General features: G+C 67.5%; 10 protein-coding genes. 3 read left to right on the forward strand and 7 right to left on the reverse strand.

What is annotated here, in order from left to right; translation table 11 throughout:
- Positions 1-13: 13 nt before the first annotated feature.
- The 6 genes from AC3ANJ_RS03570 to AC3ANJ_RS03595 are packed head-to-tail and all read right to left on the reverse strand — an operon-like array spanning position 14 to position 7,132.
- Positions 14-1,090 carry a Gfo/Idh/MocA family protein gene (locus tag AC3ANJ_RS03570; protein WP_488318261.1) on the reverse strand — a complete coding sequence of 359 codons (1,077 nt, stop codon included), beginning with the start codon at positions 1,088-1,090 and terminating at the stop codon, positions 14-16.
- Complete coding sequence (locus AC3ANJ_RS03575) at positions 1,087-1,923, reverse strand: amidohydrolase family protein (RefSeq protein ID WP_488318262.1); 837 nt, start codon at positions 1,921-1,923, stop codon at positions 1,087-1,089. The genes AC3ANJ_RS03570 and AC3ANJ_RS03575 overlap by 4 nt, the downstream gene beginning before the upstream one ends.
- Positions 1,920-2,378 (reverse strand): MaoC family dehydratase, encoded by a 459-nt coding sequence (locus AC3ANJ_RS03580; RefSeq protein ID WP_488318263.1) that lies wholly within the window; start codon positions 2,376-2,378, stop codon positions 1,920-1,922. The genes AC3ANJ_RS03575 and AC3ANJ_RS03580 overlap by 4 nt, the downstream gene beginning before the upstream one ends.
- Positions 2,365-3,483 (reverse strand): extracellular solute-binding protein, encoded by a 1,119-nt coding sequence (locus AC3ANJ_RS03585; protein ID WP_488318264.1) that lies wholly within the window; start codon positions 3,481-3,483, stop codon positions 2,365-2,367. Before AC3ANJ_RS03585 ends, AC3ANJ_RS03580 begins: the two co-directional genes overlap by 14 nt.
- Positions 3,480-4,688, reverse strand: coding sequence for a CaiB/BaiF CoA transferase family protein (locus AC3ANJ_RS03590; RefSeq protein WP_488318265.1), 1,209 nt, complete (start codon positions 4,686-4,688; stop codon positions 3,480-3,482). The genes AC3ANJ_RS03585 and AC3ANJ_RS03590 overlap by 4 nt, the downstream gene beginning before the upstream one ends.
- On the reverse strand, positions 4,685-7,132 hold the full coding sequence (locus AC3ANJ_RS03595; protein ID WP_488318266.1) for a glycosyl hydrolase family 95 catalytic domain-containing protein: 2,448 nt from the start codon (positions 7,130-7,132) through the stop codon (positions 4,685-4,687). The genes AC3ANJ_RS03590 and AC3ANJ_RS03595 overlap by 4 nt, the downstream gene beginning before the upstream one ends.
- Positions 7,133-7,421: 289 nt before the next feature.
- Here AC3ANJ_RS03595 and AC3ANJ_RS03600 point away from each other — a divergent pair, with 289 nt between their 5' ends.
- From AC3ANJ_RS03600 to AC3ANJ_RS03610, 3 genes are all read left to right on the forward strand, one after another.
- On the forward strand, positions 7,422-8,438 hold the full coding sequence (locus tag AC3ANJ_RS03600) for an ABC transporter permease (protein WP_488318267.1): 1,017 nt from the start codon (positions 7,422-7,424) through the stop codon (positions 8,436-8,438).
- A gap of 11 nt (positions 8,439-8,449) precedes the next feature.
- Complete coding sequence (locus AC3ANJ_RS03605; protein ID WP_406246833.1) at positions 8,450-9,355, forward strand: carbohydrate ABC transporter permease; 906 nt, start codon at positions 8,450-8,452, stop codon at positions 9,353-9,355.
- Positions 9,356-9,422: 67 nt separating this feature from the next.
- Positions 9,423-11,069, forward strand: coding sequence for a type 2 periplasmic-binding domain-containing protein (locus tag AC3ANJ_RS03610; protein ID WP_488318268.1), 1,647 nt, complete (start codon positions 9,423-9,425; stop codon positions 11,067-11,069).
- A 73-nt stretch (positions 11,070-11,142) separates the two neighbouring features.
- Here AC3ANJ_RS03610 and AC3ANJ_RS03615 read toward each other — a convergent pair whose 3' ends face one another.
- Positions 11,143-12,120, reverse strand: a complete 978-nt coding sequence (locus AC3ANJ_RS03615; protein WP_406246829.1) for a sugar-binding transcriptional regulator — start codon at positions 12,118-12,120, stop codon at positions 11,143-11,145.
- Between the last annotated feature and the right edge of the window lie 99 nt (positions 12,121-12,219).

Here is a 12,219-nt window from a genome sequence, read left to right on the forward strand (position 1 = left end):
CGGACGACGGGCGTCAGGGATCCGGGATCGGGTGGCCGCCGGTTCGATTCGCCTCGTGCGCCGCCTCCAGCACGGCCATCGTGCGAAGCACGTCATCCGCTGAGGTAGGCAGCGAGTTCGATTCGCCTGTGACGTACCGCTGAAGGGCGCTCATGGTTCCGATGAAGGCATCCGGGAACCATGTTCCGTCGACGGCGACGTCCCGCCAGCCGTCGTCGGTGCCGAGCTCGAGTCTGTCTTCACCGCCACGCGGATAGTCGAGCAGCAGCCCCAGCTGGGCGCGGATGGCTCCGGTCGTGCCGTGCCAGAGGATGGCGGACTCCTGATGCTCCGGGCTGAATGTGTGATCGTGATTCGTGCTGATCGTGACGCGCAACGGCCGATCGGGGTAGTGCAGCAGATAGCAGGTTCGCGTGCTGGCGAGCTGCGAGCCCGGGTGCGCCACCGTGACGGCGCTGACTCCGCCCGGATCCCCCACGAACGAACGCACCAGATCCACGTAGTGGACCGAATGCATCGGCATCTCCATGCGATCGAGTCCGAACACGCTGGGGAACAGCTCCCACCGCGTCTCGACCCTGACGAGAACCTCGATGTCGACGAGTTCTCCGATCGCACCCTCGGCGATCAGGGCTCGCGCCGCCGCGACGTGCGGAGCGAACCGCAGCTGCGTGTTCACCGAAGCCGTGAGCCTCTTGCGACGGATGATCTCGATCAGGTCGCGCGCCTGCGCGAGGGTGTACCCCAAGGGCTTCTGCAGCTGCACGGCGGCGCCGTCGGGCAGCGCATCGAGGATCGACGCGAACGCGTCCGGCATCACGGCGACGTCGTATACGGCCGCAGTGCCGTGGGCCGCAGTCGCGGTCGCGAGATCCGTGCATGTGGTCGGCACGTCGAATGCTCTGGCCAGGTCGATGGCGCGGGCGGCGTCGAGGTCGACGACAGCCGCGACCGGCAGACCAGCCTTGCGGTATGCCGGCAGGTGCGCGTCGCGGGCGATCCCACCCGCACCGATCAGGATGATCGGCATCGGATTGCTCGGCGGCCCGGCCGCATAGGCGGGATCGGGCGCGAACTCTGCGAGGGTCATGCCTTCAGTCCGTAGACGCGGGTGGCCGTCCGTCGTCGGAGAGCGTCGGCCTGATCGGGGTCGAGCGCGTCGACGACGGCCACGAGCACACTCAGCGCGGCATCCGTTCCGCCGGCGACGGTGCCCATGGGCCAGTCGCTGCCGAGCATGAGCCGATCCGATCCGAACGACGCGAGCGCGGTGGTGAGGATCGCCGCCATCTGCTCGTCGGTGACGGAGGGGACTCCCTCGGCCGGATAGATCCCGGAGATCTTCGCGATCACGTTCGGCAGGGAGGCGGTCTCGGCGAGCTGATCGACCCAGCGGTCGTAGTCCGAGCGTCCGACCGGCGGCTTGCCCAGGTGGTCGAGCACGATGGTCAGGCCGGGGTGCCGACGAGCGAGCGAGCACAGATTCCGAAGGTGCTCCGGCGACACGGCGATGTAGTCGAGCGGGACGCCGGCGGCCTCGAGGCGGTCCAGGCTGCGGCGCTGATGCTCACCGAGGATCCAACCGGGGTCTGGTCGATCGTGGGTGAGATTGCGCACGCCGACGAACCACGGATCCGCCACCAGTCGCGGAAGATGTTCCGCGACGATCATCGGCGCCTCCAGCGGGAGATAGCACACGGCGCCGACCACACGGGGGTCGGAAGCGGCCAGCTCGAGCAGGTATTTCGTCTCTTCGAGCGTCTCATCGGCCTGCACGAGCACGGCACGATCGAACCCGTGCGCGGACACCGCCGAGAGGCCCTGCTCCAAGGAATGATCGGCGCGCAGCGGCTCCGGCGCGTCATCGAGCCAGTGATACGGCGAACGCGCACGCTCCCAGACATGCAGATGCGTGTCGATCACACCCGGTCACCTCGCTTGTTCACGACGTACAGATGCACGAGCGACAGGACGACGTCGCCGTGCTGGTTGGTGACCCTCACCTGCTCGTCCACCCGGCCGAGTTCGGGGCGGCGAGGGTGGTCGGCGATCGCGATGACCTCCGCTTCCACGGTAATGGTGTCGCCGAGGAAGACCGGTTTGACGAACCGGATCCGGTCGTAGCCGTAGCTCATCGCCTGCGGATTGACGTCGCCGGCGGTCATGCCGACCGCGATCGCGATGATCAGAGTGCCGTGCGCGATGCGTCCACCCAGGCCCGCCTCGTTGACGCACCAGTTCTCATCCATGTGATGCGGGAAGAAGTCCCCGGTCTGCCCGGCGTGCAGCACGATATCGGTCTCGGTGATGGTACGCCCGAGAGTGCGTCGCACTTCGCCGGAGGCGTAGTCCTCCAGATATCGGTCAACGACGAGCATGCACGGCTCCCAACGACGCGAACAGCGGATCCAGATCGGCGAGCACCGCGGATGCGTGCTCGCGGTTCAGCAGTCCTCGATGCACCCGTTCGCATGCGGCATCCTGCACCGCCATGTAGTCCGGATGCTGCGGGCGCAGGCTCGCCAGCTCCAGGGTGCGGCGCGTGTCGGCGAAGAACCCTCCGGTCAGCTCATCGAGCGCGGCATCCGTCCAGGCGGACGCATGTCCTGGCTGCCCGCCGGTCTGCGCGTACACGCCGCGTTGGACCTCGCCTGTGGCGACCCAGGTGGCGAAGGCGATCGCCTCATCGCGGTGCGCGGTATGGGCGGAGACGGCCAGGCCGGCACCGCCGAGCATCGAGCCCTGCGGCCGGCCGTCGATCTCGGGGATGTCCGTCCAGCGCAGGACGTTGTCGCGGAACCCTGCTCTCGCGTAATTGCTGTATCCGTACAGCAGTGGAACGTAAGCCCAGCGGGTCGAGGCCGCAAGGCGGTCGGCGGTCTGGATCGGATTCTCGTGAAGACAGTCGGCGGGGACGAGGTCGCGGAGCCGGCCGAGGAGATCCCATGCCTGCGCGAAGGCATCCGGTTCGGCGAACCCGTCCCGACCGGCATCCGCGCCCTGCAGGGCCGAAGACAGCGTGAAGACCGACGCGAAGGCGTCGATCGGCTTGGCCGGCCAGAGGACGCGGCCGTCGCGTGCCAGGTCCAGGACGTCCGGCCACGTGCGGGGTGGCTCGGGAAGCAGATCGGGCCGGTAGGCGGCGACCTGCGCTGCGGCATCGATGGCGAGGCCGTACCGCGCGCCCTGCCAGCGGTAGCTCTGATCGGAGCGGCCCACGAAGACGCCTCGTGCTTCCCCCTCAGGGAGCGGAGCGAGCAGCCCCGCGTGCGCGGCCTGCGGGATATGGGGGTGATCGATGACGAGCAGGTCGTACGTCCGCGTCAACGCGTCCAGATCCTGATCGGCGAACGCCTGCAGGGAACGCGCCTCCCATTCGATGTCGACGTCGCGCCCGGCATCCGCATAGGCGCGGGATGCCGCGACGATGCTGTCCCGGCCGCGCTCGTGGTCCCAGGTGATGCCGCGCAGACGGACGGTCACGAGATGCTCCTGCCGACGGGTTCCCTGGCCGGAGCCAGTTCGTCGCGAACGCGCTCGGTGTCTTCGCCGAGCACGGGAGCCGCCCCGGATCCCCAGAGCCGCTCGCCGTCCACGCGGAAGGGAAGCCGAGTCGTCGTCACGGTGGTGCGTGCGCCGTCGCTCTCCTCGCGGTCGAGCGTCTGCACCATGTCGATCGCCCGGAAGCCGTCGTGCTCGACCAGTTCATCGACGGTGTGCAGAGGCGCGCACCAGATGTCTGCGGCATCGAGCACGGTGAGCCAGCTCTCCGTGCTGCCCGTTCGGAGGCGGTCGGCGATCAGCGTCTCGATGCGACTGCGCTGATCCCACCAGGAATCCGGATCGGTCAGCGCCACGAGTTCGGGGATCTGCAGCAGCGCGCCCAGCTCCGGCACCGGATTCATGGCGATCGACAGGTAGCCGTCCGCGGTCGGGTACACGCCGTACGGCGCAGGGAGATGGGCGTGCGCGCTGTGCGGTCCTCGCGGGCGCCGGGTGGCGACGGCATTCGGCTCGGTGAGCCGCACCGAGAGCATCTCGAACTGCAGGTCGAGCATCGCCTCCAGGAGCGAGGTCTGCACCTGGCCGCCGACGCCGGTGCGCAGCCGCCGCAGCAGCAGCGCCGTGATGCCGTGGGCGAGGTGGCAGGAGGCGAGGTGGTCGGCGATGGCGATGCCGACGGGGCGTGGCTCCGGATCCGCCTGCAGCCACGGCAGGCCGGCGATCGACTGGGCGAGCAGATCCTGGCCCGGACGGTCGCGCCATGGCCCGTCGTCGCCGTACCCGGTGATCGAGCCGTAGACCACGCCGGGGTTCTCCGCACGGATCGTGTCGTAGTCCAGCCCGAGCCGCTTCATCACACCGGGGCGGAAGTTCTCCACGACCACATCCGCCTGCTCGACGAGTCGACGCACGAAAGCGAGATCGTCCGGGTTCTTGAGGTCGGCCGCCACGCTCTGCTTGCCGCGGTTCATGGCGTGGAAGGAGACCGTGTCCGCACCGGCCCTCGCCCCGGCGAACGCCAGTCCCCGACCGATGTCCCCGATCACGGGACGCTCGATCTTGATCACGCGTGCGCCGAGGTCTGCGAGGCGAAGAGCCGCCACGGGGCCGGCGAGGAACTGGCTGAAGTCGAGGACCAGGAATCCGTCCAGTGGGCGGAGGGTTCCTTGCTGCGCGGCGATCATGGTGCGTGCTCCTGAGAGAAATCGGCGATGGTGAGGCGCACGGGGCGCCCCGGCTCGAGGGGGACGACCCGCTCGCGGGCACCGTGCACCACCCGGACGGTCTCGGCGCTCCCCGGCAACGGCGTGAGCGTGGCCTCCGTCAGCGCACCAGCGCTCCATCGCAGGTCCACGATGAGCCCGCCGCGTGCGCGCAGGCCCCGGACCTCGCCGTCCGCAAGTCCTGGGGGCAGCGCGGGAAGCAGCTCGATGCGGCCGGCGTGGGACTGGACGAGGCATTCGACGACCGACGCCACGATGCCGAGGTTGCCGTCGATCTGGAACGGCGGGTGCGCCGAGAACAGGTTGCGGTACAGGCCGCCCCGCCAGCGTCCGCCGCCGGGACCGGGTTCGATCTCGATGTTGCGGCGGACGAACAGATCGAGCAGGCGGGCCACGGCCTCCGGCTCGTGCAGCCGTGCCCGCATCGCGATCTTCCAGGCGAGCGACCAGCCGGTGCCCTCGTCTCCGCGGGCGTCCAGGCTTCGGCTCGCCGCTTCCGCAGTGCGCGGCGATGGCGGTGCATCGGTCGGATGCACGCCGACCAGGTGCGCGATGTGGCGATGACGCGGATCGTGCATGCGGTCGACGTCGGCCCATTCGCGCAGCAGTCCGTCGTCATCGACGCCGATCTCGGGGATCAGGGGCAACGCGGCTTCTGCTTCTGCGCACAGGGCGGGGGACTCCGCACGCAGTCCGTAGTCGTCCGCGACCCGCAGCAGCGAACGCAGCAGATGACGGGAGAGTTCGAGGTCCATCGTGGAGTCGGCGGCCACGGACGAGATCGATCCGTCCGGTGCCACGAACCTGTTCTCCGGCGACGTGGACGGCGAGGTGCCGAGCGAACCGTCGTCGCGCGGATCGAGCCAATCGAGGACGAACCTCGCCGCGCCGGTCAGCACAGGCCAGAAACGGCGCGCGGCGGCCTCGTCGCGGGTGAAGGTGATCCGGTCGATCAGGTGGGAACTCAGCCAGACGCCGGCGAAGGGCCAGAACGCCCAGGCCGGATCGTGGGTCCCGTCGCCCATCGGATCCGCGAACGCCCAGATGTCGCTGGCGTGATGCGCCACCCAGCCCGACGACCCGTAGATGCGATCGGCCGGCTCGCGTCCCCGCTCAGACAGGGCGGCGACGAGATCGAACAGGGGCTCGGCGCACTCCGCGAGGCCCGTGGTCTCCGCCAGCCAGTAGTTCATCTCGAGGTTGATGTTCATCGTGAAGTCCGAGCTCCACGGCGGTTGCATCTGCTGGTTCCACAGGCCTTGCAGATTGGCAGGGGTTCCGCCCGGCCGTGAGCTCGAGATCAGCAGATAGCGACCGTAGTTGAACAGGAGGGCGACCAGCTCCGGCGCAGCGGCGAAGCCGGCGGCAGCGGCGTCGACGAGCGCGTCCGTGTCGGTCGTGATCGTGTCGCGCTCCCTGGTCACGTCAGGCGACCCGAGGCGCAACTCGGCGCGGTCGTAGAGCTCGGCGTGTGCGGCTGTGTTGGCGTCCTGCAGTCGGTCGATGCCGATTTCGGCGGCCCCCAGGCACAGTCTCCTGGCGCGGGCGACGGCATCAGCGGCATCCGGTTCCGGGTCGTGACCCAGCCGCGTGAAGGTGGTCTGCACCGCGACGATCAGCACCGTGTCGCCGTCGACGTCGACGACGAGACCCTCGGGCGTGGAACGCGTTCGCACGGACCCGCCGACGGCGCGGAGCACGACGGCGGCCTGCACTCCTCGAGGCTCCTCGGCCCACCGGACGGGATCGGCTACGCGCTGGTAGGCGGGCACGACGTCATCGGGCGCGCGGAGCACCACCCACGCTTCCGCGCCGGCGGCTTCGGCCTGCTCGAGGCGGAGGGGGGAGTCGAGCACGAAGGACACCGGATGCTGCGCCGCGGAGACCTCGACGACGAGAACCTGGTGCGGATCGCTCACGAACGCCCGCTGGTCCATGCGTGAGCTGCGACTCCACGCGACCGCCGCCCGAAGGTCCAGGCCCCGCGCGTAGTCCGCGGAGCGCCGGATGCCGTCGTCGACCGCGAGCGGACGATCATGTTCGGGGATGACGTCGTCCTGGGGTGATGGGTCGGGTGCGTGAGCCCCGATCGTCCGGCGCAACCGGGCCAGCGGCTGGAACGACTGCGGGTACGAGTGCTGCAGCAGGCGCAGAGAGTCCTCTGCCGCCACGTAGTCGCCGGCGGCGATGGCCGCCCGAGACGTCGAGATCGCTGCTCGGGCGGTTTCGGCGCTGACGGGGTGCGGGTCGGGGCGGTGCCCCGGTCCGGACCAGACGGAGCCCTCGCTGAGCCAGATCAGCTCATGCTCCTCACGGCCGTAGACCATGGCGCCCAGACGACCGTTGCCGATGGGCAGCGCCTCGACCCATTCAGCGGCCGGACTCGCGAACTCGAGCCTATGCATCGGGGATGACAACTCTGACAACATCCTCACCTCAGGTAATCGTTTTACTGATCAAGGACACCTTAGACGCTTGACCGGTGGATTCCGCAACATCCTTGTCGACCGAAATCTCGCGAGACTTGTATTCCTCACCGCATGGTTGAATATTTAGGCGGGGTTGCATCCCCGTTGATTCGATGGCTAGGATCCAGACAATCGATTTTTCGGACGACGAGGTCTCAGCGCATCCCCGCTCGCGGGGCATCGGTAGGCGCCCTGGACCGAGTTCATCGACAAGGAGTGTTCAGAGGTGGTGCAGATCGACGTCGAAGCGCCAACGGCGCGCGTGCGGAAGGCGGAGGCGTCGGCGACGGCGTCCTCGTCGGGCGGACGCGCTGGACGGAAGACGTCGCTGCGTCGACCAGGAAGACTGCGCAGGTCCATCGGACGGCATTGGCAGCTGTACCTGCTCATCATTCCGCCGTTGCTGTACTTCGCGCTGTTCAAGTACGTGCCGATGGCGAACGCGGTCATCGCCTTCAAGGACTACAACGTCATCGAGGGCATCTGGGGCAGCGCCTGGGCAGGGTTCGAGCATTTCGAGCGGCTCTTCTCCAACCCGGCGTTCGGCACGATCGTCAGCAACACGTTCCTGTTGAGCCTGTACGCCCTGATCGCGAGCCTTCCCATCCCGATCATCCTCGCGCTCGCGCTCAATGAGATCCGCGGACGGTTCTTCAAGCGCACCGTGCAGATGGTGACCTACGCGCCGTACTTCATCTCCACGGTCATCATCGTTTCGATGGCGATCCTCATTCTCTCGCCGCGGATCGGGATGCTCAGTACGGTCACCGGCTTCTTCGGCCTGCCAGCGGTCGACTACCTGGCTCAGCCGGACTTCTTCCGGCATGTGTACGTGTGGAGCGAGGTCTGGCAGACCGCCGGCTACTCGGCGGTGATCTACATGGCGGCGCTGGCCGGCGTCGACCCGGCGCTCTACGAGGCGGCCAAGATGGATGGGGCCAACCGGCTCCAGAAGATCTGGCACGTCGACCTGCCGAGCATCCTGCCGACGATCGTCGTGGTGCTGATCCTCTCGGTCGGCAGCATCATGGTCGTCGGCTTCGAGAAGGCGTTCCTTCTGCAGAATCCTCTCAATCTCTCGCAGTCCGAGATCATCGCGACCTACACCTACAAGATCGGCATCCAGAACGCCGACTTCAGCCTCGGCACGGCCGTCGGGCTCTTCAACTCGGTGATCAATCTTGTGCTCCTGCTCGGCGTGAACGCCGTGTCCAAGCGCGTGACGGGGAACGGACTGTGGTGAACAACGCGAAGATGGCCCAACGCCGGCTCGGTCGATCGACCAAAGTGCGCGAATCCACTGTCGACCGGTTCTTCCTCGTCGGCGTCTACATCCTCCTCACGACCTTCCTTCTCGTCGTGCTGGTGCCGCTGTGGTTCATCGTCGTGAGCTCGTTCAGCAGTCCAGCGGCGGTGTCCGCCGGAGAGGTCTTCCTCTGGCCGGTAGATTTCACGCTGCGCGGGTACGAGGTCGCGCTGAGCAGCCCGCAGATCCTCAAGGGGTTCGGCAACTCGCTGTACTACACGGTCGTCGGAACGGCCATCAGCGTCGCCCTCACCGTGATGATCGCCTATCCGCTCTCGAGGGTCGACTTCGTGGGACGCAAAGTGCTCACCGGCGCCGTCGTCTTCACGATGCTCTTCGCCGGCGGTCTGATCCCGACGTATCTCGTCGTGCAGTCGCTGGGCATGCTCGACACCCGCTGGGCGATGCTGATCCCCAACGCGGTCGCGGTGTGGCCGACGATTCTCGCGATCACCTACTTCCGTACGGCGATCCCCGATGAGCTGAGGGAAGCTGCGGAGATCGACGGCGCGAGCGACCTCCGCATCCTGTGGAAGGTGGTCCTGCCGCTGTCAGGGCCGATGATCGCCGTCATCGCGCTGATGTACGCGATCGTGCAGTGGAACTCGTACTTCGACGCTCTCATCTATCTGCGCGACGACAGCCTCTACCCGCTCCAGCTGGTGCTTCGGAACATCCTGATCCTCAACAACGACGCGGGTGGCGATGCGACCTCGGCGCTGGAGAGACAGCAGTTGTCGAATCTGCTCAAGTACTCGCTCATCGTGGTCTCCACGGTCCCGATGATGCTCATCTATCCGTTCGTGGCGCGCTATTTCACCAAGGGACTGCTCCTGGGCGCCGTGAAGGGCTGATCCCTACCCGGCCGTCGGGACGCCCGGTCCTGGCGGCTTTCCACCTCACGATGAAGAGAGGCAACACATGAAACGCTTCACCCGATCTGTGGCCGCGATCGCCGCCGGCGGGCTCGCCCTGACGATGGCGGCATGTTCGCCGCCGGCAGACGAGCCGGACGACGGCGTCATCAAGATCTTCAGTCCGCAGGGGGCGGATTCGGATCTCAACACGAACGAGTTCACGCTCTTCCTGGAGGAGGAGTTCGACGTCGACCTCCAGTTCGAGACGACGACGTGGGACGGGGGCTCCGCATCCGAGGCGCGCCAGATCGCACTCGCCAGCGGCAACTATCCGGATGCCTTCCTCATGATCCCCTGGGTGGACCAGTTCACTCAGGCGGAATTGGTCAAGTACGGAAATCAGGGTGTGATCCGGCCGCTGAACGATCTCCTCGAAGAGAATGCGCCGAATCTCGTCAAGGCGTGGGAGGAGACTCCCGAATGGGAGCAGCTGGCCACCTCGCCGGACGGCAAGATCTGGGGGCTGCCGCAGTGGAACGACTGCTTCCACTGCAGTTATCCGTCGAAGCTCTGGATGAACTCGGCGTGGCTGGACGCCGTGGGCTTGGAGCAGCCGACGACGCCGGACGAGCTCCGAGCCGTGCTGACCGCTTTCCGCGACCAGGACCCCAACGGCAACGGCCAGGCCGACGAGGTGCCGCTGTCCGGCACCCCGGGGGCGAACTCGGTGCTGCCGTACCTGATGAACCCGTTCGTCTACGTGCCCGCCGCCACGACCGACGCCTCGATCCCGGCGTCCTTGGCCCTGGATGGAGATGCAGTGACCCTGCAGCCGACATCGGACGGCTGGCGCGACGGGTTGCGCTACGTGAACTCGCTCTACGAGGACGGCCTCGTCGACGAGTCAGCGTTCACCCAGAACCAGGACGCACTCCTGGCGCTCGGTGACGTCGCCGGCGACCCGATCCTCGGGGCGGCGACGGTCGGGCACCCCGGTGTCTTCGTCACGATCGGCCAGGAGGATGGCCGAGACAAGCAGTACGACCCGGTCCCGCCGCTCACAGGGCCGAACGGTTCGCCCGCTTCCGAACTGCTGTCGTCGGTGCCGGGCGCCTCGCTCGTCATCACGAACAACGCCAGCGATGCGGATGCCGCGAAGCTCGTGAAGATCGTCGACTGGATGATCGATTACGACAACCACCTCCGAGCCGAATGGGGTGAGGAAGGCGTCGCATGGGACCGGCCCGCCGCCGGCGATGTCGCGCTGGACGAGTCGCTCGAGCCCCTGTATCTGCGTCACCGCCTGAGCGGGGCCGAAGCCACGCAGAACGCCAATGTGGCCTGGGGTCCGCTCGCGCAGTACTACGGCAGCACGGAGTTCCGTGGTGCACAGGTGGTGTCGGAGGACATCTACGATCTCGCCGGGTACGAGCGGCGTCTGTTCGAAGCGACCGAGCCCTATGCCGCGAACAGCCCGGAGGAGGCCTTCCCGTACTGGAACCTCTGGATCTCCGAGGACGACTCCACCGAACTGTCGACCCTGCAGACGAACATCGAGACCCTCGTGCAGCAGGCCAGCGCCGAATTCGTGACCGGTGTGCGCGACATCGACAGCGATGACGACTGGCAGGCATTCCAGGATGCACTCGTCTCGAACGGCAGCGAGCGCTATGTCGAGATCTACCAGACGGCCTGGGACGCCTCGAAGTAACAGCGAACGGCGAAGGCCTCCCGTCGAGAAGCGAGACAGCTTCTCGGCGGGAGGCCTTCCGATCGTCTCCTGTTCAGCGCTCCGCGAGCGCCTCGGCGGTGCGCAGGTCGGTGACCAGCGTCGTCACCCAGTCGCCGGCGAGAGCCCCGTGGATCGCTTCGAGCTTGCGCTCGCCGCCGGCGATGCCCACGCGTCGCGGGATCCGAAGCAGGTTCTCGACGGTGATCGCGATGATGCGGTCGTCCAGGGCGCCACGGACGCGGGAGCCGTCCGAGCGGAAGATGCGGTGGCAGATGTCGCCGACGGCGCCCTGGTCGAGCAGTCCCTCGCGCTCCTCGGCGGCGAAGGCGTTGCCGCTCGTGGCCAGCACGTCGGACGGCTCGATGCTGCCGATGCCCATGATCGCCATCGTGAGCTCGTTCCAGTGCCTGCTGACCTCCTGCATCGATGGGTCCGACAACAGGCTGTCGCGGATGCCGGCATCCGCGACGACGCCGGGCGCCTGCACATAGACGGGTTCCGCGCCGAGCGTGCGGGCGAGTTCGCCGAGGATGCGATTCGAGTGGCTCTGGGCTTCGGGCGCACCGACGCCGCCGAGCAGCTGCACGACTTCGGTCGCCCCACGGACCGTGAAGGGGCGCATCCGGTCGACCATGGCGAGGATGGTCTGGCTCCACGATGAGACGCCGATGCGGTCGGCCCCCGATAGTGTCGCCTCCAGGTAGGCGGCGGCTCCGGCGCCCAGCGATGCGAGCAGTTCTCGTTCATCCGCATCGGGGGCGACGTCGACGACAACCGCTTCGGAGAGGCCGTACCGCTCTTCGAGCCGCTCCTCGAGTTCGGCGTGGACACCCGGGGCGACCGTCACGATCGTCCGCACGATGCCGACCGCTTCGGCTCGTTTCAGCAACCGTGAGACCTTCGCCTGTGAGATATTGAGGGCGGTGGCGATGTCGGCCTGACGGATGCCGCGCTCGTGGTACATCCGCGCGACCTTCGTGAGCAGGCGGACCTGCCCGTCGGCGGGGCGGGTGTAACGGGGAAGGGACACGAGGACTCCGATCGTGGCGATCCGATTGAGGATTCGCTTACGAAAGGATATTCAGTATGCGGCCGCGGCGCCAGTGCCGACATTCGGGTCGGCACTGCC

This window comes from Microbacterium sp. STRO-1N (assembly GCF_057748015.1).